This window comes from Citrobacter telavivensis, assembly GCF_041807075.1.
Classification (GTDB): domain Bacteria; phylum Pseudomonadota; class Gammaproteobacteria; order Enterobacterales; family Enterobacteriaceae; genus Citrobacter_A; species Citrobacter_A telavivensis.
Window position 1 is genome coordinate 197,139 of record NZ_JBGUBF010000005.1, and the last position, 23,483, is coordinate 220,621.

General features: G+C 53.0%; 22 protein-coding genes, 6 tRNA genes and 1 other RNA gene. 13 read left to right on the plus strand and 16 right to left on the minus strand.

All coding sequences use genetic code 11. From position 1 onward, the window contains the following. Positions 1-10: 10 nt before the first annotated feature. The 5 genes from crr to cysZ all read right to left on the minus strand — a co-directional run bounded on the left by crr (position 11) and on the right by cysZ (position 4,871). Positions 11-520 (minus strand): PTS glucose transporter subunit IIA, encoded by a 510-nt coding sequence (gene crr / locus ACERJC_RS19580; protein ID WP_000522253.1) that lies wholly within the window; start codon positions 518-520, stop codon positions 11-13. Positions 521-560: 40 nt separating this feature from the next. Next, a complete protein-coding gene (gene ptsI, locus ACERJC_RS19585; RefSeq protein ID WP_371894540.1) occupies positions 561-2,288 on the minus strand; it encodes a phosphoenolpyruvate-protein phosphotransferase PtsI in 1,728 nt (575 codons plus the stop codon). A gap of 46 nt (positions 2,289-2,334) precedes the next feature. After that, positions 2,335-2,592, minus strand: coding sequence for a phosphocarrier protein Hpr (gene ptsH / locus ACERJC_RS19590; protein WP_000487600.1), 258 nt, complete (start codon positions 2,590-2,592; stop codon positions 2,335-2,337). Between the two features lie 382 nt (positions 2,593-2,974). Next, a complete protein-coding gene (gene cysK / locus ACERJC_RS19595; RefSeq protein ID WP_046483505.1) occupies positions 2,975-3,946 on the minus strand; it encodes a cysteine synthase A in 972 nt (323 codons plus the stop codon). Positions 3,947-4,109: 163 nt separating this feature from the next. Further along, positions 4,110-4,871: a sulfate transporter CysZ gene (gene cysZ / locus ACERJC_RS19600; protein WP_286632805.1), complete on the minus strand. Its 762-nt coding sequence runs from the start codon at positions 4,869-4,871 to the stop codon at positions 4,110-4,112. 230 nt (positions 4,872-5,101) lie between these two features. Here cysZ and zipA point away from each other — a divergent pair, with 230 nt between their 5' ends. The 3 genes from zipA (at position 5,102) to ACERJC_RS19615 (ending at position 8,441) form a co-directional block, all read left to right on the plus strand. Continuing rightward, positions 5,102-6,133: a cell division protein ZipA gene (gene zipA, locus ACERJC_RS19605; protein WP_373672302.1), complete on the plus strand. Its 1,032-nt coding sequence runs from the start codon at positions 5,102-5,104 to the stop codon at positions 6,131-6,133. Positions 6,134-6,205: 72 nt separating this feature from the next. Continuing rightward, positions 6,206-8,221: an NAD-dependent DNA ligase LigA gene (ligA, locus tag ACERJC_RS19610; RefSeq protein ID WP_152403096.1), complete on the plus strand. Its 2,016-nt coding sequence runs from the start codon at positions 6,206-6,208 to the stop codon at positions 8,219-8,221. A gap of 1 nt (position 8,222) precedes the next feature. Further along, positions 8,223-8,441 (plus strand): DUF3820 family protein, encoded by a 219-nt coding sequence (locus ACERJC_RS19615; RefSeq protein ID WP_042317684.1) that lies wholly within the window; start codon positions 8,223-8,225, stop codon positions 8,439-8,441. Here the strand turns inward: ACERJC_RS19615 and ACERJC_RS19620 are convergent. Then, a complete protein-coding gene (locus ACERJC_RS19620) occupies positions 8,438-9,436 on the minus strand; it encodes a bile acid:sodium symporter family protein (protein ID WP_152403098.1) in 999 nt (332 codons plus the stop codon). The two genes, ACERJC_RS19615 and ACERJC_RS19620, sit on opposite strands and share 4 nt — an antisense overlap. 89 nt (positions 9,437-9,525) lie before the next feature. On the opposite strand from ACERJC_RS19620, the gene ACERJC_RS19625 reads away from it, so the two are divergent. Next, entirely contained in the window at positions 9,526-10,452 is a 927-nt protein-coding gene (locus ACERJC_RS19625; protein WP_373672303.1) for a LysR family transcriptional regulator, read from the plus strand. On the opposite strand, the gene ACERJC_RS19630 is transcribed toward ACERJC_RS19625, so the two are convergent. Next, positions 10,443-10,784 carry a FlxA-like family protein gene (locus ACERJC_RS19630; protein WP_373672304.1) on the minus strand — a complete coding sequence of 114 codons (342 nt, stop codon included), beginning with the start codon at positions 10,782-10,784 and terminating at the stop codon, positions 10,443-10,445. The genes ACERJC_RS19625 and ACERJC_RS19630 overlap by 10 nt on opposite strands. Positions 10,785-11,020: 236 nt before the next feature. Here ACERJC_RS19630 and xapA point away from each other — a divergent pair, with 236 nt between their 5' ends. The 3 genes from xapA to ACERJC_RS19645 all read left to right on the plus strand — a co-directional run bounded on the left by xapA (position 11,021) and on the right by ACERJC_RS19645 (position 14,158). Further along, complete coding sequence (gene xapA / locus ACERJC_RS19635) at positions 11,021-11,854, plus strand: xanthosine phosphorylase (protein WP_373672305.1); 834 nt, start codon at positions 11,021-11,023, stop codon at positions 11,852-11,854. Between the two features lie 64 nt (positions 11,855-11,918). After that, the gene (locus ACERJC_RS19640) at positions 11,919-13,175 is read left to right on the plus strand and encodes a nucleoside permease (protein WP_152403107.1); all 1,257 of its coding nucleotides are present in this window, start codon (positions 11,919-11,921) and stop codon (positions 13,173-13,175) included. A 98-nt stretch (positions 13,176-13,273) separates the two neighbouring features. Continuing rightward, the gene (locus tag ACERJC_RS19645; RefSeq protein ID WP_373672306.1) at positions 13,274-14,158 is read left to right on the plus strand and encodes a LysR family transcriptional regulator; all 885 of its coding nucleotides are present in this window, start codon (positions 13,274-13,276) and stop codon (positions 14,156-14,158) included. Between the two features lie 209 nt (positions 14,159-14,367). Here ACERJC_RS19645 and ACERJC_RS19650 read toward each other — a convergent pair. From ACERJC_RS19650 to ACERJC_RS19670, 5 genes are all read right to left on the minus strand, one after another. Then, positions 14,368-14,502: non-coding RNA, RtT sRNA (locus ACERJC_RS19650), on the minus strand. Positions 14,503-14,524: 22 nt separating this feature from the next. After that, a tRNA-Lys gene (locus ACERJC_RS19655) sits at positions 14,525-14,600 on the minus strand. Between the two features lie 4 nt (positions 14,601-14,604). Then, positions 14,605-14,680, minus strand: a tRNA-Val gene (locus ACERJC_RS19660). A gap of 41 nt (positions 14,681-14,721) precedes the next feature. Further along, positions 14,722-14,797, minus strand: a tRNA-Val gene (locus ACERJC_RS19665). Between the two features lie 45 nt (positions 14,798-14,842). After that, a tRNA-Val gene (locus ACERJC_RS19670) sits at positions 14,843-14,918 on the minus strand. Between the two features lie 258 nt (positions 14,919-15,176). On the opposite strand from ACERJC_RS19670, the gene gltX reads away from it, so the two are divergent. Beyond that, positions 15,177-16,592, plus strand: a complete 1,416-nt coding sequence (gene gltX, locus ACERJC_RS19675) for a glutamate--tRNA ligase (RefSeq protein ID WP_373672307.1) — start codon at positions 15,177-15,179, stop codon at positions 16,590-16,592. Between the two features lie 53 nt (positions 16,593-16,645). On the opposite strand, the gene ACERJC_RS19680 is transcribed toward gltX, so the two are convergent. Both ACERJC_RS19680 and ACERJC_RS19685 read right to left on the minus strand, forming a co-directional pair. Then, positions 16,646-17,038: a MerR family transcriptional regulator gene (locus ACERJC_RS19680; RefSeq protein WP_178827896.1), complete on the minus strand. Its 393-nt coding sequence runs from the start codon at positions 17,036-17,038 to the stop codon at positions 16,646-16,648. 1 nt (position 17,039) lies between these two features. Further along, entirely contained in the window at positions 17,040-17,402 is a 363-nt protein-coding gene (locus ACERJC_RS19685) for a MerR family transcriptional regulator (RefSeq protein ID WP_042317698.1), read from the minus strand. A 221-nt stretch (positions 17,403-17,623) separates the two neighbouring features. On the opposite strand from ACERJC_RS19685, the gene ACERJC_RS19690 reads away from it, so the two are divergent. The 3 genes from ACERJC_RS19690 to ACERJC_RS19700 all read left to right on the plus strand — a co-directional run bounded on the left by ACERJC_RS19690 (position 17,624) and on the right by ACERJC_RS19700 (position 20,201). Further along, positions 17,624-17,699, plus strand: a tRNA-Ala gene (locus tag ACERJC_RS19690). A gap of 39 nt (positions 17,700-17,738) precedes the next feature. Then, positions 17,739-17,814, plus strand: a tRNA-Ala gene (locus tag ACERJC_RS19695). 197 nt (positions 17,815-18,011) lie between these two features. Then, positions 18,012-20,201, plus strand: a complete 2,190-nt coding sequence (locus ACERJC_RS19700; RefSeq protein ID WP_178823360.1) for a bifunctional diguanylate cyclase/phosphodiesterase — start codon at positions 18,012-18,014, stop codon at positions 20,199-20,201. 50 nt (positions 20,202-20,251) lie between these two features. Here the strand turns inward: ACERJC_RS19700 and nupC are convergent, their stop codons facing one another. Continuing rightward, positions 20,252-21,454 (minus strand): nucleoside permease NupC, encoded by a 1,203-nt coding sequence (gene nupC / locus ACERJC_RS19705; protein ID WP_042317699.1) that lies wholly within the window; start codon positions 21,452-21,454, stop codon positions 20,252-20,254. A 273-nt stretch (positions 21,455-21,727) separates the two neighbouring features. On the opposite strand from nupC, the gene ACERJC_RS25535 reads away from it, so the two are divergent. Then, positions 21,728-21,817, plus strand: coding sequence for a hypothetical protein (locus ACERJC_RS25535; protein ID WP_444861458.1), 90 nt, complete (start codon positions 21,728-21,730; stop codon positions 21,815-21,817). Then, the gene (locus ACERJC_RS19710; RefSeq protein WP_373672308.1) at positions 21,798-23,036 is read left to right on the plus strand and encodes an Nramp family divalent metal transporter; all 1,239 of its coding nucleotides are present in this window, start codon (positions 21,798-21,800) and stop codon (positions 23,034-23,036) included. The genes ACERJC_RS25535 and ACERJC_RS19710 overlap by 20 nt, the downstream gene beginning before the upstream one ends. Before the next feature lie 53 nt (positions 23,037-23,089). Here ACERJC_RS19710 and ypeC read toward each other — a convergent pair whose 3' ends face one another. Beyond that, entirely contained in the window at positions 23,090-23,416 is a 327-nt protein-coding gene (gene ypeC / locus ACERJC_RS19715) for a DUF2502 domain-containing protein YpeC (protein ID WP_061074882.1), read from the minus strand. Between the last annotated feature and the right edge of the window lie 67 nt (positions 23,417-23,483).

A 23,483-nucleotide genomic window follows, 5' to 3' on the forward strand; every position in this document is an offset into this window, starting at 1 on the left:
GCGGCAAGAATTATTTCTTGATGCGGATAACCGGGGTTTCACCCACAGTCACGCTACCGGACAGTTTGATCAGTTCTTTGATTTCGTCCATGTTGGAGATAACAACCGGAGTCAGGGTAGACTTGGCTTTTTCTTCCAGCAGCGGCAGATCGAATTCAATAACCGGGTCACCCACTTTCACACGCTGGCCTTCTTCGGCGATGCGCTTAAAGCCTTCGCCTTTCAGCTCAACGGTGTCGATACCGAAGTGAACAAACAGTTCGATACCGCTATCGGATTCGATAGAGAACGCATGGTTGGTCTCAAAGATTTTGCCGATGGTACCGTCAACCGGTGCAACCATCTTGTTACCGGTTGGTTTGATAGCGATGCCATCACCCACGATTTTTTCAGCAAAAACGACATCCGGTACGTCTTCGATGTTGACGATCTCGCCAGAGAGCGGTGCAACAATCTCAATAGTTCCGGTGTCTTTCTTATCATCAGAAACCAGAGACTTCAGTTTATCGAACAAACCCATGATCTTCTCCTAAGCAGTAAATTGGGCCGCATCTCGTGGATTAGCAGATTGTTTTTTCTTCAATGAACTTGTTAACCAGCGTCATTAACTCGTCCGTTGTCGGTTGAGCAAGAGCCTGCTCTGCTAACACCTTCGCATCTTCGAAGTTCGTGTTACGGATAATCTTCTTAATGCGCGGGATAGAAATGGCGCTCATAGAGAATTCGTCCAGACCCATCCCCAGCAACAGAAGTGTAGCACGTTCGTCGCCTGCAAGCTCACCGCACATGCCAGTCCATTTACCTTCAGCATGAGAAGCATCAATAACTTGCTTGATAAGCGTCAGGACAGATGGCGACATTGGCTGGTAGAGATGTGAAATCATATCATTACCACGGTCAACTGCCAGGGTGTACTGCGTTAAATCATTGGTGCCGATACTAAAGAAATCAACTTCTTTGGCTAAATGACGAGCAATCGTTGCCGCAGCCGGTGTTTCCACCATCACGCCAATCTCAATGGTTTCGTCAAATGCTTTACCTTCGTCGCGCAGTTCCTGTTTGTAGATTTCGATCTCTTTGCGCAGTGCGCGAACTTCTTCAACAGAGATGATCATCGGGAACATAATGCGCAGTTTACCGAAAGCAGACGCGCGCAGGATAGCGCGAACCTGATCGCGCAGGATCTCTTTACGATCCATTGCGATGCGCACGGCACGCCAGCCCAGGAACGGGTTCTCTTCTTTCGGGAAATTCATGTACGGCAGTTCTTTGTCGCCGCCGATGTCCATGGTACGCACGATCACGGCCTGGGAGCCACAGGCTTCAGCCACGGCTTTGTACGCCGCAAACTGTTCTTCTTCAGTCGGCAGCGCGTCGCGGTCCATAAACAGAAATTCAGTACGATACAGACCAACGCCTTCCGCACCATTGCGCTCTGCGCCTTCGACGTCACGCACGGTACCGATGTTGGCGCACACTTCAACCTGATGGCCATCCAGCGTGATTGCCGGCAGGTCTTTCAGTTTAGCCAGTTCCGCTTTTTCAGTGGCAACCTGCTCCTGAACGGCGCGCAGTTTTTCAATTTCTTCGTTGGTCGGGTTGACGTAAACCTGGTTGTTTACGGCATCCAGAATCAGATAGTCGTCGTTTTTCACCTGAGAGGTGACGCTACCGGTACCCACGATAGCCGGCAGTTCCAGAGAACGCGCCATGATAGAGGTGTGGGAAGTCCGGCCACCCGCGTCGGTAATGAAACCCAGCACCTTCTGCAGGTTCAGCTGTGCGGTTTCGGACGGGGTCAGATCGGCGGCAACCAGGATCACTTCGTCCTTGATTGCGCTCAGGTCGATAATTGCCAGCCCTAGGATGTTGCGCAGCAGGCGCTTACCGATATCACGTACGTCAGCCGCACGTTCTTTCAGGTATTCATCATCCAGTTCTTCCAGGGCAGTGGCCTGACCTTCGATAATTTCATGCGCAGCTGCGTCAGCCGTCATGTGTTTATCTTTAATCAGGGCTATGATTTCCTGCTCCAGCTCCTCATCTTCGAGCAGCATAATGTGCCCCTCGAAAATGGCTTCTTTTTCTTCACCGAACGTTTCACCAGCTTTCGTTTTGATCGCTTCTAACTGTGCAGATGCCTTGGCACGACCGCTCAGAAAACGTTCAACTTCCTGATCAACCTTGTCGGCAGAAATTTTTTTCCGGTCAATGACGATTTCGTCTTCTTTCAGCAAAAGTGCTTTGCCGAAAGCGATACCCGGGGATGCTAAAATGCCTGAAATCATAACCCTACCTTACTTGTGACTGATTTTTAAAAGAACCCGGAAAAACTTATTCCAGTTCCGCCATCAGCTTGACCAGATGTTCAACCGCTTTCTGCTCGTCTTCACCTTCTGCAGAGATAGTCACGACGGTACCCTGAGTCAGACCCAGAGTTTGCAGTTTAAACAGGCTTTTCGCGCTGGCGCTTTTGCCGTTGGAAGTCACAGTAATCTCAGAAGTGAAGCCTTTCGCTTCTTTAACAAACTGAGCAGCAGGGCGGGTGTGCAGACCGTTCGGAGCGGTAATGGTAACTTCTTGCTGGAACATTGTATTTCCCCAACTTATAGGTTTAGTGTTGTGGAACTAAAGTCTAGCCTGGCGGTTTGACTTTAGCCTGTATTGTTAGCGCCGGCGTAAACGGGCGCGACACACCAGGTGTTTTACGCAATCCGTTGCAGTCAACCTCTGGCCGCTGACGTTTCGCTCGTCATTAAACATTATGCCGCTAAATCAAGACTTGAACCAAATCATAAAATCGATTCAGCCAGCAGTTTTCCTGTAACGATTAATTTCGCGCTTCAAAATAATTAATCAGGTTAAATACCAGACCTGGCGGGGTGAAGCAATGGCAGGTGGGGCTAAAGTTTGAAGCAGGCCACAAAAAAGCACCTGAAAAGGTGCTTTTTTACGCGTTTTTAACATGCTGGCATTACTGTTGCAATTCTTTCTCTGTGAAGAGATCGGCAAACAGTGCTGTGCTCAGATAACGCTCACCCGATGACGGTAGGATAACCACAATATTCTTGTTGGTAAAGGTTTCATCTTCCTGAAGTTTAAGTGCGGCAGCGACTGCGGCTCCTGAGGAGATACCGGCAAGAATGCCTTCTTCTTCCATCAGACGGCGAGCGGTGGAGATCGCCTCTTCGTTGGTGATGGCGACCACTTTATCGATCAGTTTCAGATCCAGGTTACCTGGAATAAAACCGGCACCAATACCCTGAATTTTGTGCGGACCTGGCTTCAGCTCTTCGCCAGCCAGCGCCTGAGCAATAACCGGGGAATCCGTCGGCTCAACGGCTACGGTAATCAGGTCGGCTTTGCCTTTGGTACCCTTAATATAGCGGGTGACGCCGGTCAGCGTACCACCAGTACCTACGCCGGAGATAAAGACGTCAACCTGCCCATCGGTATCTTCCCAGATTTCCGGGCCGGTGGTTTTTTCGTGAATTTCCGGGTTAGCCGGGTTGCTGAACTGCTGAAGCAGCAGATATTTCGCCGGATCGCTGGCGACAATTTCTTCTGCTTTCTGAATTGCGCCTTTCATACCTTTAGCGCCTTCGGTCAGCACCAGATTGGCACCCAGCGCTTTCAGCAGCTTGCGACGCTCGATACTCATGGTTTCGGGCATGGTCAGCGTCAGCTTGTAGCCACGCGCAGCGGCGACATAGGCCAGTGCGATACCGGTGTTGCCGCTGGTGGGCTCAACCAGTTCGACGCCTGGTTTCAGCACGCCGCGTTTTTCAGCATCCCAAATCATATTGGCACCGATACGGCATTTCACGCTGAAGCTCGGGTTACGTGATTCCACCTTCGCCAGAATGCGTCCGTTACCGATACGGTTCAGTCGAACCAGCGGCGTATGACCGATAGTCAGCGAGTTGTCTTCAAAAATCTTACTCATGGCCTGTCCTTAACTGTATGAAATTGGGATACCTTCCCAGCATACCCTTCAGGCTGAGATGGGGAAGTAAAGATTTCGCATATCTATATGCTGTGGAGAAATAATGGGGATCAGTATGGAATAAGAGGTGGTATAAGCCACCTCTCGTTTACACATTTTTGCATTACTTCCATAACGCGTGCTTAGCACGATAGCAATCTACCCACATCGCCGTAGCGCCACAGACTGCCACCGGCATGATGAAGAGATTGAGTATCGGGATCAGAGTAAAGAGGCTGGTGAGCGCACCAAACTGCATATTGATGACCTTACGACTGCGCAGGGCGGTACGCATCTCTTTAAACGGCACTTTATGGTTATCAAAAGGGTAATCGCAATACTGAATCGCCAGCATCCAGGCACTGAACAGGAACCACAACACGGGGGCGACGGTTTGCCCGATACCGGGAATAAAATAGAGGATCAGCAGCACAATGGCGCGCGGCAAATACCAGGCGAGCTTTTGCCATTCGCGTTTCATAATGCGCGGCACATCTTTCATGATGCCCAGAACCCCGGTATCCGGCGGCGTTGCGCCGGTCAGACGCGCTTCCAGTTGCTCCGCCAGTAGCCCGTTAAACGGTGCGGCAATCCAGTTGGCCAGGGTCGAGAAAAAGTAACCAAACACCAGCAGTACAGAAAGGACGGCGATGGGCCACAGCAAATAGCTCAGCCATTGCAACCAGTCGGGGACGTGACGCATTAATGACGGGATCCAGACATCCAGTTGTGTGAATAACCACCAGAATGCACTGCCCATCAGCAGGATGTTTACCAGTAGCGGTAAAATGACATAGCGACGGATCCCCGGCTGCGAAACCAGTTTCCATCCCTGAGCAAAGTAGTAAAAACCGCTACGTGGTGCAGTGACAGATGATGACACCATAGTCAGGACAGGCTCCTTTTAGTATAAGTCCTAAGTGAACACGGGTATCTTACCGGGTTATCACATGCAGAACAGTTCAGAAATGTTCGAAAAAACAGCAAAAAGCACAATTTCGTTCATCTTTATGCTGTGAAAGCTAAGAGTACACTTGCACTTGACGTAATCGGCAAATACTCTTAGTGAGTAAATGTTTGCCGTGGTGGCAAGGTGTTAGAACAACAGAGAATATAATGATGCAGGATTTGCGTCTGATATTAATCATTGTTGGCGCGATCGCCATAATCGCTTTACTGGTACATGGTTTCTGGACCAGCCGTAAAGAACGATCTTCTATGTTCCGCGATCGTCCACTGAAACGCATGAAATCAAAACGCGACGACGACTCGTATGACGATGATGTTGAAGCTGACGAAGGCGTCGGTGAAGTTCGTGTTCACCGCGTGAATCATGCCTCTGGCAATCCGCAGGAGCATGAAGCTCCTCGCCAGTCGCCGCAACACCAGTACCAGCCGCCTTATGCGTCGGCTCAACCGCGTCAGCCGGTTCAGCAACCGCCTGAAGCGCCGGTACAGCCGCAGCATGCCCAGCGTCCGCCGCAACAGCCGGTACAGCAACCCGCGCCGCAACAGTCCGCTCAGCCGCGACCGGTGCAGCAACCTGCGCCACAGCAACCTGTCCATCCGTCGCAGCCGGTTCAACAACAGCCCATCGCGCCGCAGGTTCAGCCTGTTCAGCCGACTGCGCCACAGCCGTCGCAGCAGGCCTTCCAGCCCGCAGAACCCGTGGTCGAGCCGCAGCCTGAACCCGTCGTTGAAGAGGCGCCAGCTCCGGAAAAACCGCAGCGTAAAGAAGCGGTGATCATCATGAACGTCGCCGCCCATCATGGCAGCGAGTTGAACGGTGAAGTGCTGCTCAATAGCATTCAGCAGGCCGGTTTCAAATTTGGCGACATGAATATCTTCCATCGTCATCTGAGTCCGGATGGCAGTGGCCCGGCGTTGTTCAGCCTGGCGAATATGGTTAACCCGGGTACGTTTGATCCAGAAATGGTCGACTTCACCACGCCGGGCGTGACCATCTTCATGCAGGTGCCGTCTTATGGCGATGAACTGCAAAACTTCAAATTGATGCTGCAATCCGCACAGCACATTGCCGATGAAGTCGGCGGCGTGGTGCTCGACGATCAGCGTCGGATGATGACGCCGCAAAAATTGCGCGAGTATCAGGACCGTATCCGCGAAGTGAAAGACGCGAACGCCTGATACACTCAAGGCACGACAACTTCCTTTCTGAACCCCCGCCTGTCGGGGGTTTTTTATCATTGATGGTGCGATATGGAATCAATCGAACAACAACTGACTGAACTGCGAACCACGCTTCGCCATCATGAGTATCTTTACCATGTAATGGATGCGCCAGAAATCCCGGATGCAGAATACGACCGCCTGATGCGCGAACTGCGTGAACTGGAAGCGCAGCACCCGGAACTGATCACCCCGGATTCTCCGACCCAGCGCGTGGGCGCTGCGCCGCTGGCGTCTTTTAGCCAGATTCGTCATGAAGTGCCGATGTTGTCGCTGGACAACGTCTTTGATGAAGAGAGTTTCCTGGCATTTAATAAACGCGTCCAGGACCGTCTTAAGAGCAGCGATAAGGTGACCTGGTGCTGCGAACTGAAGCTGGACGGTCTGGCGGTCAGTATCCTCTACGAAAACGGGGTGCTGGTAAGCGCTGCAACCCGTGGCGATGGCACGACCGGTGAAGACATTACCTCAAACGTGCGGACGATCCGCGCCATTCCGTTAAAACTTCGCGGCGATAACATTCCGACGCGTCTGGAAGTGCGTGGCGAGGTGTTTTTGCCGCAGGCGGGTTTTGAAAAGATCAATGACGATGCTCGTCGGACGGGCGGTAAGCTGTTTGCTAACCCGCGTAACGCGGCGGCGGGTTCGCTGCGCCAGCTCGACCCGCGTATCACCGCGAAGCGACCGCTCACTTTCTTCTGCTATGGCGTTGGCGTGCTGGAAGGCGGCGAACTGCCCGATACCCATCTGGGCCGCCTGCTCCAGTTTAAAGCGTGGGGGCTGCCGGTCAGCGATCGCGTGACCCTGTGCGACTCCCCGGAAGCCGTGCTGGCGTTTTACCACAAAGTGGAAGAGGACCGTCCGACGCTGGGCTTCGACATCGACGGCGTTGTGATTAAGGTCAACTCGATGGCGCTTCAGGAGCAACTGGGCTTCGTCGCGCGCGCGCCGCGCTGGGCGGTGGCCTTTAAATTCCCGGCGCAGGAGCAGATGACCTTTGTTCGTGACGTGGAGTTCCAGGTGGGACGTACCGGAGCGATTACGCCCGTTGCGCGCCTTGAACCTGTTCAGGTTGCGGGCGTGCTGGTGAGTAATGCCACGCTGCATAACGCTGATGAAATCGAGCGTCTCGGGCTGCGTATTGGCGATAAAGTGGTGATTCGCCGTGCTGGCGATGTCATCCCGCAGGTGGTCAACGTGGTGCTTTCCGAACGTCCGGACGACACGCGGCCAGTGGAATTTCCGACGCATTGCCCGGTATGCAATTCCGACGTCGAACGCGTGGAAGGTGAAGCGGTCGCTCGCTGTACCGGTGGCCTGATTTGCGCCGCGCAGCGTAAAGAGTCCCTCAAGCATTTCGTCTCTCGACGGGCGATGGACGTGGACGGGATGGGTGACAAAATTATCGACCAACTGGTTGAGAAAGAGTATGTCCACACGCCGGCGGACTTGTTCAGGCTGACAGCCGGTAAACTGACCGGTCTCGACCGGATGGGGCCGAAGTCGGCGCAAAACGTGGTGGATGCGCTGGAAAAATCGAAAGAGACGACCTTTGCGCGCTTCCTGTATGCGCTAGGGATCCGGGAAGTGGGCGAGGCTACTGCGGCAGGGCTGGCGGCCTTTTTCGGTACGCTGGACGCGCTGGAAGCCGCGTCTATTGACGAACTGCAAAAAGTTCCGGACGTGGGCATTGTGGTCGCTACCCATGTGTTTAACTTTTTTGCCGAAGAGAGCAATCGCGAGGTGATCGCACAACTGCTGGCGGAAGGCATTCGCTGGCCCGCGCCGGTGGTTATCAATGCGGATGAAATCGACAGTCCTTTCGCCGGGAAAACGGTCGTTCTGACGGGGAGTCTGAGTCAGATGTCGCGCGATGATGCCAAAGCGCGGCTGGCGGAACTCGGGGCGAAAGTGGCGGGCAGCGTCTCGAAGAAGACCGATCTGGTCATTGCCGGTGAAGCGGCAGGTTCCAAGCTGGCAAAAGCGCAGGAGTTGGGGATTGCGGTCATTGACGAAGCGGAAATGCTCCGCCTGCTGGGTGTCTGAGATGGAGAAAGAGCAGCTCGTTGAGATTGCCAACACGGTGATGCCGTTTGGTAAATACAAAGGGCGTCGGCTGATCGATGTGCCGGAAGAGTATCTGCTGTGGTTTGCCCGCAAGGATGAGTTCCCGGCGGGTAAACTGGGCGAACTGATGCAAATCACGCTGCTGATCAAAACCGAAGGGCTGAGCCAACTGGTTCAGCCCCTGAAACGTCCGCTTTAAGCTTTTGCGGCGCGGCTGTCCTGCTGCGCCTGTAACTGTTCGGCCTGGCGCTTATAGCGACGCGCCAGTACCGCACAGACCATCAACTGGATCTGGTGGAAAATCATCAGCGGCAATACCATCATCCCAATGACGGACGTCGGAAAGAGGATGTTGGCCATGGGTACGCCGTTCGCCAGACTCTTTTTCGACCCGCAGAAGACAATCGTGATTTCGTCGGCCTTGTTGAAGCCGCATTTGCGCGCCACAAAGATGTTTACGGCAATCACGATGGCGAGCAGCACAATGCTGACTACGACGATAAACAGCAGCGATCCCCAGCCCACTTTGTGCCAGATCCCGTTAACCACGGCTTCGCTGAAGGCCGAATAGACCACCAGCAGAATCGACGTTTGATCCGTCTTCGCAATCCATTTTTTATTTCGCGCAACCCATTTGCCGATCCACGGACGGGAAAGGTGTCCGAGCACAAACGGCAACAGCAGTTGCAGCATGATTTTGCCGACCTGCTCCAGACTGCCTTCTGCGCCGTGAATGTTCATCACCACGCCGACCAGCAGCGGGGAGAGGAAAATCCCCAGCAGGCTGGAGGCCGACGCTGAACAGACTGCCGCCGCAACGTTCCCTCCTGCCAGCGACGTAAAGGCAATCGCCGACTGCACCGTGGCGGGCAAAATGCACAGATACAGGAAACCGGTGTACAGCATTGGGTCAACGTTGACGGGCGCCCACCAGGCAAACAGTACACCGAGTACCGGGAACAGAATGAAGGTGCTGCACATCACCCACAGGTGCAAACGCCAGTGACTGCCGCCAGCGATAATGGCTTCGCGCGAGAGCTTCGCCCCGTGCATAAAGAACAGGAGCGCAATGGCGGCGGTGGTAATGCCTTCAACGACAGGAACAAAATCTCCCTCAGCTGGAAAAAATGAGGCCAGCAGGACGACCGCAACCAGGGTCAGGGTAAACGGATCAAGGATTCGAAAAATATTCATAAATACTCCAGGAATTCGGTGTCCTCATTTTGCGTTTTTCATTTTGAGAAATAAAATTGATTTATTGCATCTATATATGAATTGAGTTGATGAATTATTCTCTGCGTCAATTACGTGTGTTTGTTACCGTTGCTCAGGAGCGAAGTTTCAGCCGGGCCGGTGAGTTTATTGGTCTGAGCCAGTCGGCCGTCAGTCACAGTATCAAAGAACTGGAGCGCCAGACAGGGGTGAAGTTACTGAACCGCACGACGCGTGAAGTCGTGCTGACGGATGCCGGGCAACAACTGGCGGGCCGCCTGGAGCGGCTGCTGGATGAACTTCATATCACGCTACGGGAAGCGGGCAGGGTGGGCACGCAACTCGCCGGTACTGTCCGCGTGGCGGCAAGCCAGACTATCTCCGCCCATCTCATTCCGCAGTGCATTGCGCAAAGCAATCAGCGTTATCCGGCGATCGACTTTGTCCTCCACGATCGACCGCAGCAGTGGGTGCTGGAGAGTATCCGTCAGGGGGAAGTGGATTTTGGTATTGTGATTGATCCCGGTGCCGTGAGCGATTTGCAGTGTGAAGCAATACTGTCCGAACCCTTCCTTCTGCTCTGCCATCAGGCGCATCCGCTGGCGCAACAGGCGTGGGTGAGCTGGCAGGATCTCCAGCAGGAACGCCTGGTGTTGCAGGATTATGCGTCGGGAAGTCGGCCGCTTATTGACGCGGCGCTCGCGCATTTTGCGATAGAAGCCAATATTGTGCAGGAGATTGGTCATCCGGCGACGCTGTTTCCGATGGTGGAAGCGGGGATAGGCATTAGCATTTTGCCTGCGCTGGCCTTACCGCTTCCGCAGGGGAGTCATTTGCAGGTGAAGCGCCTGACGCCGGTGGTGGAACGACAGTTGATGCTGGCGCGGCGCAAAAATCGCTCGCTGTCGACGGCAGCCCAGGCGCTGTGGGAGGTGGTTCGCACCCAGGCGAATGAATTAACGGATTTACGTGCACAGGATCCGCTCTATCAGATATAGACATCAATCTGATGATCGTCGGAAGGATAATTAACGCCTTCTGCTTTAACCTGCGTTTGATCCTGCTTTTGCTGCGCCTCTTCGGCCTGCTGGCGCTGTAACTGTGCCAGCTGTGCCTGTAACACTTTGATCTGCGTCTGGATCAATTCCTGCTGCTTCTTCTTCTCTTCGGCACTGCCGCTGCCGTCCGGCACTTCTTTTAGCTTCTGCGTCAGTTGGGTGATTTTCTCTGCAATCTGCGCGATTTGTGCAGAGAGGCTGTTACCGGCGGCGGCTTTTGCCCCACTGCCGCCGCTTTGTACGGAAGGGGTTGAGACGTTAATGGTGGTCATCGTGGTTTCCTTTTGCCATTAAAACTACGATATCGGCACAAGTCAGCAGACCTTCAGTACTCCCTGCCATTTCTGGCAGGGACGCTTTTTCTTACCCAACGATTCTGATTTGCCATATCAATATATATTTACTATCGATCGGCAGGGAAAACTGTATTGGTAATCGATTGCGTGCTCTGGTTATAACCATTACCTCTCTCACTCAATGAGTGATTAGCCGATTATAAGGACATCTCATGACCGACTCCCACTTTTCCCAGAATCCCTGGAACAGCGCTGATATTATTCGCGGCTACAAGCCTGACTTCACGCCGCGCGTCGCCTTTATCCTTGGTTCGGGTTTAGGCGCGCTGGCTGAGCAGATAGAAGACGCGGTGGCGATTTCCTACGAGAAGCTGCCGGGTTTTCCGGTGAGTACCGTTCACGGGCATGCGGGCGAGTTAGTGCTTGGCCATCTGGCCGGGGTTCCCGTTGCCTGTATGAAAGGGCGCGGGCACTTCTACGAAGGACGTGGCATGACCGTGATGACCGACGCTATTCGCACGATGAAGCTGCTGGGTTGCGAACTGCTGTTCTGCACCAACGCGGCGGGTTCTCTGCGTCCGGAAGTGGGGCCAGGGAGCCTGGTGGCACTGAGCGACCATATTAATACCATGCCGGGAACGCCGATGGTTGGGCCGAACGATGAACGCTTTGGTGAGCGTTTCTTCTCGCTGGCCAATGCTTACGACGCCGACTATCGCGCGGTTTTGCAGAGCGTCGCGGCCGACGAAGGTTTCGCGCTGAGCGAAGGGGTGTTTGTTTCCTATCCGGGGCCTAACTTTGAGACAGCAGCAGAGATCCGCATGATGCAGATTATCGGTGGTGATGTGGTGGGGATGTCGGTGGTACCTGAAGTCATCACCGCCCGCCATTGCGGACTGAAAGTGGTTGCCGTGTCGGCGATCACCAATCTAGCGGAAGGCCTGGGTGATGTGAAACTCTCGCATGCGCAAACCCTGGCGGCGGCTGAACTTTCACGACAGAACTTTATCGACCTGATTTGCGGGTTCCTGCGCAAACTGGCCTGAAACAGAGAATAATAATGACCCCGCCAGCAGGCGGGGTTCGTACTCTACGGCAAGGAAGAGAAAAATGGGTATTGCGTCCCGATTAAAGATCATGTCGTTTATGCAATATTTTATCTGGGGAAGCTGGCTGGTGACCCTGGGCTCATACATGATTAACACCCTTCATTTTACCGGTGCCAATGTGGGTATGGTGTACAGCTCAAAAGGGCTGGCGGCGATTATTATGCCCGGTATTATGGGGATTATTGCTGACAAGTGGCTGCGTGCGGAGCGCGCTTATATGTTCTGTCATCTGCTCTGCGCAGGCGTGTTGCTCTACGCGACCACGGTGACTGACCCGGACACCATGTTCTGGGTGATGTTGATCAACGCAATGGCCTTCATGCCGACCATTTCTCTCTCCAACAGCGTCTCCTATTCCTGTCTGGCGCAGGCAGGGCAGGATCCGGTAACGGCATTTCCTCCTATCCGCGTTTTCGGCACGATTGGCTTTATCGTTGCAATGTGGACCGTGAGCCTGATGGGATTGGAACTGAGCAGCGCGCAGCTGTACATTGCGTCCGGCGCATCACTGCTGTTGGCTATCTATGCACTCACGCTGCCAAAAATACCGGTGGCCGAGAAGAATGCGAGCGCGTCGCTTGCCAGTAAGCTGGGGCTGGATGCGTTCGTGTTGTTTAAAAATCCGCGGATGGCGATCTTCTTCCTGTTCGCCATGATGCTGGGTGCCGTGCTGCAAATTACCAACGTTTTCGGTAATCCCTTCCTGCACGACTTTGCCCGCGATCCGCAATTTGCCGATAGCTTTGTGGTGAAATACCCGTCCATCTTACTGTCCGTCTCGCAGATGGCGGAAGTGGGTTTTATTCTGACCATTCCGTTTTTCCTCAAACGTTTTGGCATCAAAACGGTCATGCTGATGAGTATGCTGGCGTGGACATTGCGCTTTGGTTTCTTTGCTTTTGGCGACCCGTCACCGTTCGGTTTCGTCCTGCTGCTGATGTCGATGATCGTCTACGGCTGTGCATTCGACTTCTTCAACATTTCTGGCTCCGTCTTCGTTGAGCAGGAAGTGGAATCTCGGATCCGTGCCAGCGCGCAGGGGTTGTTTATGACGATGGTCAACGGCGTCGGGGCGTGGGTCGGTTCCATCCTGAGCGGTATGGCGGTGGATTACTTCTCTGTGGAGGGTGTGAAGGACTGGCAAACTATCTGGCTCGTCTTTGCGGCGTATGCCCTGGCGCTGGCGGTGATTTTCGCGCTGTTCTTTAAGTATAAGCATGAGCCTGAAAAACTGACTCAGCACTCGCTGGCCCGTTAATCCTCCTTTGCGGCGGGCGAGTGTTGCCCGCCGTTCCAGTTCTACGATGCAATGTGGTAACCTGGCGCATCACTCTTCCCCTCAGGAGCGCATTACCCATGGAACGCACGCATCGTATCGATCTCAAGTTACTGCGTTATTTTCTTGCCGTCGCCGAAGAGTTGCATTTTGGACGCGCCGCGGCTCGTCTGAATATGTCGCAGCCTCCGCTGAGCATTCATATTAAGGAGCTGGAACAGGAGCTTGGCACGCTGTTGTTTATCCGGCATTCCCGCAGCGTGGCGTTGACCCATGCGGGGAAAATCCTGATGGAAGAGTCGCGGCGTCTGCTTTCCAGTGCTAATCAGGTACTGGCACGAGTCGAACAGATTGGGCGCGGTGAAGCAGGGCGGATCGAACTGGGGGTGATCGGCACCGCGATGTGGGGAAAAATGCGCCCGGTCATGCGGCGATTCCTGAAGGCGAATCCCAACGTTGAGGTGTTGTTTCGCGAAAATATGCCGGCAATGCAGATGGCTATGCTGGAGCGACGTGAACTGGATGCCGGTGTCTGGCGAATGGCGATTGACCCCGCGCCTGGATTTACCAGCCTGCGGCTGCATGAATCCTCTTTTCTGGTTGCGATGCCGGAAGAACATCCGCTGACGGCCCGTGAGGCCGTGCCGTTAGCCGCACTGCGCAATGAATATTTCGTCACCATGCCGTCCATTCACACAGACTGGGCGTTTCTGCAACGCGTTTGTCAGAGCGCCGGATTCTCTCCAATGATTATTCGTGAAGTGATGGAGCCGCAAACCGTACTGGCGATGATTAGCATGGGGATCGGCATTACGCTGATTGCAGACAGTTACGCACAAATGAACTGGCCGGGAGTGGTGTTCCGTCCATTAGAAGAGCGTATTCCGGCTGATTTGTACATTGTGTATGACCAGCAGCAGGCGACACCCGCACTGGAACATATGATCGACGCCTTAACGGCGTAACGGAGAACCGTAGGCCTGATAAGCGAAGCGCTATCAGGTAAGCAGGTTTGAGCTTTGTGAATCCTGATATCGCCGGATGGCGACTGACGTCTTATCCGGCCTACGCGGTTTAACTGAGCAGTGTAGGCCTGATAAGCGAAGCGCCATCAGGCTGGAATCGTGACATTCTGCGCATAGCAAAAAGGCGCCTTTAGGGCGCCTTTCTACATTGGTGGGTCGTGCAGGATGACTCGCTTCGCTCGCCCTTCGGGCCGTCGCCGCCAGCGGCTCCGTTGTTTCGCTACGCTCAACACCGAACCTGCTGCAGGTTCGAATCATTAAATTCTGCGCATAGCAAAAAGGCGCCTTTAGAGCGCCTTTCTACATTGGTGGGTCGTGCAGGATTCGAACCTGCGACCAATTGATTAAAAGTCAACTGCTCTACCAACTGAGCTAACGACCCGAAGTGGTGGGTGATGACGGGATCGAACCGCCGACCCCCTCCTTGTAAGGGAGGTGCTCTCCCAGCTGAGCTAATCACCCACTTCGGTACTTCACAATAAGAAATTTAGCTGGTGAGAAAGTGGTGGGTGATGACGGGATCGAACCGCCGACCCCCTCCTTGTAAGGGAGGTGCTCTCCCAGCTGAGCTAATCACCCACTTCTCAATTTCTTATCTACACGGCGGAGACTACATAAAGTAGTTGGTGGGTGATGACGGGATCGAACCGCCGACCCCCTCCTTGTAAGGGAGGTGCTCTCCCAGCTGAGCTAATCACCCCCGCTGTGTGGAGTCGCATTATAGGGAGAGTTGAAAATGAGTCAACGCCTTTTCTAAAGAAATTGTTCGTTCGTCGTAATTTTAAACAAAACGATAGCGAAACGGTCTCTGACGCATGATTTCTAAACAAAAACGTCTATGCGCGGCGTTTACCCGGTAACAACATTGAGGATTTACCTCACAGTGATAGAATATCGGCCATTCCATTTTCCCCGGATTTGCCGGTTGTCGGCATCTTTATAAACGTAAGGCCATTTCATGAAAATCAAAACTCGCTTCGCGCCAAGCCCGACAGGTTATCTGCACGTCGGTGGTGCGCGTACTGCCCTCTATTCCTGGCTTTTTGCACGTAATCACGGCGGTGAGTTTGTGCTGCGTATTGAAGACACCGATCTCGAACGTTCCACGCCGGAAGCGATCGAAGCCATTATGGATGGGATGAACTGGCTGAGCCTGGAATGGGACGAAGGTCCGTACTTCCAGACTAAGCGTTTCGATCGTTATAACGCAGTGATTGATGAGATGCTGGAAGCGGGCACAGCCTATAAATGCTACTGCTCCAAAGAGCGTCTGGACGCACTGCGTGAAGAACAGATGGCGAAGGGCGAAAAGCCGCGTTACGACGGTCGCTGCCGTCATGGTCATGAACATCACGCAGATGACGAGCCTTGCGTTGTCCGTTTTGCCAACCCGCAGGACGGTTCTGTCATTTTTGACGACCAGATCCGTGGCCCGATCGAATTCAGTAATCAGGAGCTGGACGATCTGATTATCCGCCGTACCGACGGTTCCCCGACCTATAACTTCTGTGTTGTGGTGGACGACTGGGATATGGAGATCACCCACGTGATTCGTGGTGAAGACCATATCAACAATACTCCGCGCCAGATCAACATCCTTAAAGCGCTGAACGCACCGGTGCCGGTGTATGCCCACGTTTCCATGATCAACGGCGACGATGGTAAAAAACTGTCCAAACGTCACGGTGCGGTGAGCGTTATGCAGTATCGTGATGACGGTTATCTGCCGGAAGCCCTGTTGAACTACCTGGTGCGTCTGGGCTGGTCCAGCGGCGATCAGGAAATCTTCACCCGTGAAGAGATGATAAAGCTGTTCTCCCTCGGTGCGGTCAGCAAATCCGCCAGCGCGTTCAATACGGAAAAACTGCAGTGGCTGAACCATCACTACATTAACTCGCTGGCACCGGAGTATGTGGCAACGCATCTGCAGTGGCACATCGAGCAGGAAAACATCGACACGCGCAATGGTCCACAGCTGGCTGATCTGGTGAAACTGTTGGGCGAGCGTTGCAAGACTTTGAAAGAGATGGCGCAGAGCTGCCGTTACTTCTACGAAGACTTTGCCGAGTTTGATGCTGATGCTGCGAAGAAACACCTGCGTCCGGTTGCGCGTCAGCCGCTGGAAGTCGTGCGCGACAAACTGGCTGCCATTACCGAGTGGACGGCTGAAAATGTGCACCATGCCATTCAGGCGACCGCCGATGAGCTTGAAGTGGGGATGGGCAAAGTTGGTATGCCGCTGCGCGTTGCGGTAACCGGTGCGGGCCAGTCTCCTGGCTTAGACGTAACGGTACATGCGATTGGTAAAACCCGAAGCATCGAGCGTATCAATAAAGCACTGGCTTTTATTGAAGAGCGTGAAGCGCAGCAGTAAGCGATCGGTGCATTAGCGGAACGGCAGGGGTGACTCTGCCGTTTTTATTTGTGTCACTCAGAATCGTTCAGACCCAGGCGCGTAAGAAAACCGCGGATGCCTTCGCGTGAAAGAAACAGCGCTAACTTTTCCCGTTCCTCTTCGGACATATTTTCCACGGCATCAATAATCTGGCGATAGGCATGACTGCGTATGGCAGGGTTGTATTCAGCCAGCGACTCTTCAGCCTGATAAAATGAAGAATGGTGACGAAACGCCGGGATGTTCAGAATAAATTCTCGCACGCGCGTGTCGATATGAACGAGCCTTGCCCGACCACCTTTAACACCTGGAAATTTTTCCGTTTCCCATTTTTGCTCACGGATCCAGCGATTCACGGTTTGTTTAGCCACACCGAGACAATCCGCCAGTTCTTCGGTGGTCATTTTGCTGCGTAATCTTTTCATATTATTTGCTGTCGCGGATCCCTAAGCGTTGTAATAAACCGGTAATCCCTTCCCGCAGTAGCAAAGAGGTAAAGTGTTTTTGTTCGGCTGGTGTCATCTCTTTCACCAGTTTGACCAGTAGCGCTTCCAGTGAGGCATCGCCTGGGGGCGAGAAGGTGTCAGACAGCCCTTCCGCCGAGCGTTCTGCGCTACGGATATATTCACGAACCTGTTCGTTAACATGCACCAGTCGTGCTTTACCGCCCTGGACGCCTGGTTTTGGTGATGTCGCCCAACCCTCTTTTCGTACCCACTTATTGATGGTCTGTCGGCTGTAACCCGTCAGATTAGCGAGTTCTTCTGGCGTCATCCGCTCCTTGAACATAAAGATTCCCTGAATAGTCGTATGGTTAATTAGTGGTTCATTTTATAGCACCATTTTAGTGGAAACCGTGACGTGTTTAACTACTGAATGCGAGTTGTTACGCATTGCTATTCAGTTGTCTGCTTTTTCAGCGATTAGAATCGGCGTTTTCAATTTGCCGTTGACACATGCGAAGGGAATTCATATGATGCCGCCCGTCAACTCGACAAGCTTTACGTAATGGGGCTATAGCTCAGCTGGGAGAGCGCTTGCATGGCATGCAAGAGGTCAGCGGTTCGATCCCGCTTAGCTCCACCAAAAATTGAACCCAACAATTTTGGTACGTAAACGCATCGTGGGGCTATAGCTCAGCTGGGAGAGCGCTTGCATGGCATGCAAGAGGTCAGCGGTTCGATCCCGCTTAGCTCCACCAAATTCAGAACCCTCGCTGTAAAGCGGGGGTTTTTTTATCTCTGCATACCTTCCATTTTTGTAATACAGTTGCTGATAAGCCAGAGTCTTTTCTGCAAATTGTGACATGTGTTTCTGGTGGGCATAGGTTTGCTTCGCGATGCGAATAAACTTATTATTAATGTGATTAATAGTTCGTTCCGTGAGAGCAGTCAATCCATGCCAGTCAAGCGCAACCTGATAAATAATATAAGAATATTCGCTCTTGCGATCGTGCTCTCCATCGCAGCCATCCAGTTTTCGCGTTTGATTTCCCCGCTTGCGATTGTGGATTCCAGTTATATCTATCTTTCGTGGTTGCCGCTGTGCGTCCTGCTGTCGATGATGTTTCTTTTCGGCAGGCGCGGTGTTCTGCCCGTCATGTTAGCGTTGTATATTACTAACCTCTGGAATCTTCATCTGCCGTTTGCCCAGGGGGCAGTACTTCTGTTTTGCCAGATGTTTGTTGTGGTGGGTGTTTGCGCTATTGCTCGCTGGCAATTGGGTTCGCGCTGGCGCTGTGGGCTACCCAATCGCAATATCTGGCGCCGCGTCATTTTGTTCGGTTTTATTACCCCTGTGGGCATCAAAATCAGCATGTATCTGGCGGGTCATTATCTCGACTTTCCGGTGGCCGTCTCGACGTTCTTTGGTACTGCAGCCGCTATTTTCACGATTGTCGATATTCTAAGCCTGATCTCCGCGGTGCTAATTTTCACCATGCTTTTTTATTACCCGATGCGGATGATCGTGAGTCCACACTATGCCCGAACATTCTGGCGTAGAGATATCGCCCCCTGTTTCAAGAAGGAAATTCGCTTATTTACCTTGTGCTGGCTCGCTGTCATCGCTGTTTTGCTCATCCTGATGTGCACCCCGTATGACAATGATTACATCGCCGGGTATCTGGTTCCTGTTTTCTTTATCATTTTCACCTCCGGCGTGGGCAAGCTGACTTACCCTTTTTTGAACCTGAGCTGGGCGGTCTCAACGCTGTTCTTGCTGACCTACAACCGCAATTTTTTACAGGGCGTCGGGTCGGAGTATTCGTTGGCCTTCGTCCTGTCGGTACTGGTTTCGTTCAGTATTTGTCTGCTCTATATGATGCGTATCTACCAGCGTAGCGAATGGTTAAATCGTCGTTGGCATCAGCAGGCGCTTACCGATCCTTTAACTCGCTTGCCGAATCTGCGCGCGCTGGAACAGTTCCTGCAAAAAGGGGCCGGGCAGAGCGTCTGCTGTCTGCGCCTGGAGAATATGGAGTTTCTCAGTCGTCATTACGGCATGCTGATGCGCGTACATAGCAAACGCACGGTGCACCGTATGCTGCAACCGTTGATGCTTGAGAATGAAAAAATCTTCCAGTTGCCCGGCAGTGAATTATTGCTGGTGCTCAATGGGTCGGAGGTGGACGCCCGCCTGCAACATATGCTCGACCTGTTGAACAGTCGTAAAATTTACTGGAACAACACCGGGCTGGACATGGGCTATGGCGCATCCTGGGGACAATGGGACGGTAAGCAGGAGACGTTGCAACCGCTGTTGGGTCAGTTGAGTTGGCTGGCGGAACAGTCCTGCGCAAATCACCGGGTGCTGGCACTGACTCACAGCCAGGAAGTGGCGACAGGTCAGACAACCGAACGGGTTCTGCTGCTCAATAAAATACGTAAAGCACTCGATGGCGGCGATCTTCTGCTTTACGCGCAGCCTATCCGCGACGCTCAGGGCAAAGGGTACGATGAAATTCTCGCGCGGCTGAAAAGCGATGAAGGCATCATGACCCCGGATCAATTTATCCCGCTAATAGCACAGTTTAACCTCAGCGCCCGCTTTGATCTGCAGGTAGTTGAAGCCTTGCTGAACTGGTTATCGGAGCATCCTTCTACTGAGCCAGGGCCGCTTTTTTCGGTCAATTTAATGCCGCTGACCTTGCTGCAAAAAGAGACGGCGCCGCGCATCATTCGCCTGTTTACCCGTTATGGCATCGCGCCGGAAACGGTGATCATTGAGATAACGGAAGAGCAGGCGTTTTCCAATTCGGAAACCAGCATGCAAAACATCGAACAGTTGCACAGGTTTGGCTTCAGGATTGCGATTGATGATTTTGGAACCGGCTATGCCAATTATGAGCGTCTGAAACGCCTGCAGGCTGACATCATCAAAATCGATGGCGTGTTCGTAAAAGATATTATGACCGATTCGCTGGATGCGATGATCGTGAAGTCGATAACCGATCTGGCAAAAGCAAAGTCCTTAAGCGTGGTGGCGGAATATGTAGAAACGCCTGCGCAGCGGGAGCTGCTGTTAAGCCTGGGGGTGAACTACCTGCAAGGGTATTTGATTGGACGACCGAGGCCGTTAGGGGAATAACAGGGATAAAAAAACGGGGATGCGCTCCCCGTTTTTATGTCAGTGCTGTCTTACAGAACCAGTGCGGCGATAGATGCCGACAGAACGCTCACCAGCGTAGAGCCGTAAACCAGCTTCAGACCGAAGCGGGACACGACGTTACCTTGCTCTTCGTTCAGGCCTTTAATCGCGCCCGCGATGATACCGATAGAAGAGAAGTTGGCGAAGGAAACCAGGAACACTGAGAGGATACCTTCAGCGCGCGGAGAGAGCGTGGAGGCGATTTTCTGCAGGTCCATCATCGCAACGAATTCGTTGGAAACCAGTTTGGTCGCCATGATGCTGCCCACCTGCAGCGCTTCGCTGGACGGCACACCCATCACCCAGGCAATCGGATAGAAGATGTAGCCCAGGATGCCCTGGAAGGAGATGCTGTAGCCGAACCAGCCGGTCACGGTAGCGAACAGGGCGTTCAGCGCGGCGATCAGGGCGATGAAACCGATCAGCATGGCCGCAACGATAATCGCAACTTTGAAGCCAGCCAGGATGTATTCACCCAGCATTTCGAAGAAGCTCTGGCCTTCGTGCAGGTTGGACATCTGGATGTTTTCTTCGCTGGCGTCAACGCGGTACGGGTTGATCAGCGACAGTACGATAAAGGTGCTGAACATGTTCAGAACCAGCGCCGCAACGACATATTTTGGCTCCAGCATGGTCATGTACGCGCCGACGATAGACATGGAAACGGTGGACATTGCCGTTGCAGCCATGGTGTACATGCGGTTGCGGGACATTTTGCCGAGAATGTCTTTATACGCGATAAAGTTCTCAGACTGGCCAAGGATCAGCGAGCTGACGGCGTTGAAGGATTCCAGTTTGCCCATACCGTTGACTTTGGATAACAGGAAGCCAATAGAACGGATGATAATCGGCAGCACGCGAATATGCTGCAGAATACCGATCAACGCTGAAATGAAGACGATAGGGCACAGGACTTTCAGGAAGAAGAAGGCCAGGCCTTTGTCGTTCATGCTGCCAAAGACGAAGTTCGTCCCTTCATTGGCGAATCCGAGCAGTTTTTCAAACATTTCGGAAAAGCCTCTAACGAAGCCGAGGCCGACGTCAGAGTTCAGGAAGAACCACGCCAGTAACACTTCGATAACAAGCAGTTGAACGACATAACGAATGCGAATTTTTTTACGGTCACTGCTTACCAGCAATGCGAGGATCGCAACAACGGCAAGTGCCAGGACAAAATGAAGGACGCGGTCCATATTTGCTCCAAATATGAGGCAGGTTAAATTTCCGTGCACATTCTATGCAACGCGTGCAAAGAAAACGAGATCTAACACACACTATAATCAGGACCTGTGACGAGATTCAAAAATAGTGATCCGGCATACACTTCTGTTATGTCTAATTCGAAAGTAAATAGTTAAGTTGTTGTGCTAATATAATAACAATTATTAAACATGCTGCGCGCATTTCCTGTACCCGCACTCGTTATCGTTCCCGCCTGTCAGAGAAATCAAGGTTACCTCTATTACATGCACTTGATAACCATTCTCATCAGGCATAACATAAAACATAGCACAGGCTATGTTTCAGAGGCAGAAAATGACAAACGATCGCGTTGAGAGTAGCAGTGGAAGAGCAGCGCGCAAGTTAAGGCTCACATTAATGGGGCCGGCGTTCGTTGCGGCTATCGGGTATATCGACCCGGGCAACTTCGCGACGAATATTCAGGCCGGTGCCAGCTTTGGTTATCAACTGCTGTGGGTTGTGGTCTGGGCAAACCTGATGGCGATGCTTATCCAGGTCTTGTCAGCCAAACTGGGCATTGCCACGGGTAAGAATCTGGCTGAACAAATTCGCGATCGCTACCCGCGTCCGGTGGTCTGGTTCTATTGGGTACAGGCGGAGATCATCGCGATGGCGACCGATCTTGCTGAATTTATCGGTGCGGCAATAGGATTCAAACTGATCCTCGGCGTTTCGCTATTGCAGGGAGCGGTATTGACCGGGATCGCCACCTTCCTGATCCTGATGCTCCAGCGGCGCGGGCAAAAGCCGCTGGAAAAAGTGATCGGCGGCCTGCTGCTGTTCGTCGCCATGGCCTATATTGTTGAACTGATATTTTCCCAACCCAACTTTGCGCAGTTGAGTAAAGGCATGATGATCCCCAGCTTGCCTGACTCTGAAGCGGTGTTTCTGGCTGCCGGGGTGCTGGGCGCAACCATCATGCCGCACGTTATCTACCTACACTCTTCGTTAACGCAACATCTGCACGGCGGTACTCGTCAGCAGCGCTATGCGGCGACAAAATGGGATGTGGCTATCGCCATGACCATTGCGGGGTTCGTCAATCTGGCGATGATGGCGACGGCTGCCGCAGCGTTTCACTTTAGTGGTCATACGGGTATTGCCGATCTGGATCAGGCCTATCTGACGCTGGAGCCGTTATTAAGCCACGCGGCGGCAACGGTATTCGGGCTGAGCCTGGTGGCGGCGGGACTGTCGTCAACGGTGGTGGGAACGCTGGCGGGGCAGGTTGTGATGCAGGGATTTGTCCGCTTTCATATCCCCTTGTGGGTGCGTCGTACCATCACCATGATGCCGTCATTTATCGTTATTCTGATAGGTCTTGACCCGACGCGTATTCTGGTGATGAGCCAGGTGCTGTTAAGCTTCGGTATCGCACTGGCGCTGGTGCCGCTGCTGATTTTTACCAGCGACAGTAAACTGATGGGCGATCTGGTGAATGCTCGCTGGGTTAAACAGATTGGCTGGATGATTGTGGTGCTGGTGGTGGCGCTGAATCTGTGGCTACTGGTTGGCACGGCGCTGGGTTTGTAACCGGTAATGAAAAAGCCCGAGGCCTGCGCATCGGGCTTTCAACAAAAATGGAATTAATGACGGTGTCCGTGACCTTTGCCGCGACCCCGGTGGTCGTCGCGATCGCGCCAGCCTTCCCGGTATCCGCGCTCATAAGCATTACGCTTATCCCAGCCACGGTGATAGCCATTGTCATGTCGCCACCAGCGATTTTTACGCCATTCATAATTGCGATGCCAGTAGTCACGGTCACGCCAGTGTCCGCCGTCCCAGTAGTTACCGTAATTATCGCGATCGCCAATTTGTAATTTTATCGATGGCAACAGGGTGATTTCGCCCGCGTTTGCGGCAAGCGGTGTAAAAGCCAGTAAGGCTGCCGCCAGAATCAGTGACCTGAACATTCTTTATCTCCTTCACGATCGAAGCCGTAGTCGGCCTGTTAACGTAATATTACGGGGCCGTAAAGCC

Bases quoted from the DNA above. Each gene is read 5' to 3' on its own strand.
- crr (WP_000522253.1), bottom strand. From the start codon at position 520: ATGGGTTTGTTCGATAAACTGAAGTCTCTGGTTTCTGATGATAAGAAA.
- ptsI (WP_371894540.1), bottom strand. From the start codon at position 2,288: ATGATTTCAGGCATTTTAGCATCCCCGGGTATCGCTTTCGGCAAAGCA.
- ptsH (WP_000487600.1), bottom strand. From the start codon at position 2,592: ATGTTCCAGCAAGAAGTTACCATTACCGCTCCGAACGGTCTGCACACC.
- cysK (WP_046483505.1), bottom strand. From the start codon at position 3,946: ATGAGTAAGATTTTTGAAGACAACTCGCTGACTATCGGTCATACGCCG.
- cysZ (WP_286632805.1), bottom strand. From the start codon at position 4,871: ATGGTGTCATCATCTGTCACTGCACCACGTAGCGGTTTTTACTACTTT.
- zipA (WP_373672302.1), top strand. From the start codon at position 5,102: ATGATGCAGGATTTGCGTCTGATATTAATCATTGTTGGCGCGATCGCC.
- ligA (WP_152403096.1), top strand. From the start codon at position 6,206: ATGGAATCAATCGAACAACAACTGACTGAACTGCGAACCACGCTTCGC.
- ACERJC_RS19615 (WP_042317684.1), top strand. From the start codon at position 8,223: ATGGAGAAAGAGCAGCTCGTTGAGATTGCCAACACGGTGATGCCGTTT.
- ACERJC_RS19620 (WP_152403098.1), bottom strand. From the start codon at position 9,436: ATGAATATTTTTCGAATCCTTGATCCGTTTACCCTGACCCTGGTTGCG.
- ACERJC_RS19625 (WP_373672303.1), top strand. From the start codon at position 9,526: ATGAATTATTCTCTGCGTCAATTACGTGTGTTTGTTACCGTTGCTCAG.
- ACERJC_RS19630 (WP_373672304.1), bottom strand. From the start codon at position 10,784: ATGACCACCATTAACGTCTCAACCCCTTCCGTACAAAGCGGCGGCAGT.
- xapA (WP_373672305.1), top strand. From the start codon at position 11,021: ATGACCGACTCCCACTTTTCCCAGAATCCCTGGAACAGCGCTGATATT.
- ACERJC_RS19640 (WP_152403107.1), top strand. From the start codon at position 11,919: ATGGGTATTGCGTCCCGATTAAAGATCATGTCGTTTATGCAATATTTT.
- ACERJC_RS19645 (WP_373672306.1), top strand. From the start codon at position 13,274: ATGGAACGCACGCATCGTATCGATCTCAAGTTACTGCGTTATTTTCTT.
- gltX (WP_373672307.1), top strand. From the start codon at position 15,177: ATGAAAATCAAAACTCGCTTCGCGCCAAGCCCGACAGGTTATCTGCAC.
- ACERJC_RS19680 (WP_178827896.1), bottom strand. From the start codon at position 17,038: ATGAAAAGATTACGCAGCAAAATGACCACCGAAGAACTGGCGGATTGT.
- ACERJC_RS19685 (WP_042317698.1), bottom strand. From the start codon at position 17,402: ATGTTCAAGGAGCGGATGACGCCAGAAGAACTCGCTAATCTGACGGGT.
- ACERJC_RS19700 (WP_178823360.1), top strand. From the start codon at position 18,012: ATGCCAGTCAAGCGCAACCTGATAAATAATATAAGAATATTCGCTCTT.
- nupC (WP_042317699.1), bottom strand. From the start codon at position 21,454: ATGGACCGCGTCCTTCATTTTGTCCTGGCACTTGCCGTTGTTGCGATC.
- ACERJC_RS25535 (WP_444861458.1), top strand. From the start codon at position 21,728: ATGCACTTGATAACCATTCTCATCAGGCATAACATAAAACATAGCACA.
- ACERJC_RS19710 (WP_373672308.1), top strand. From the start codon at position 21,798: ATGACAAACGATCGCGTTGAGAGTAGCAGTGGAAGAGCAGCGCGCAAG.
- ypeC (WP_061074882.1), bottom strand. From the start codon at position 23,416: ATGTTCAGGTCACTGATTCTGGCGGCAGCCTTACTGGCTTTTACACCG.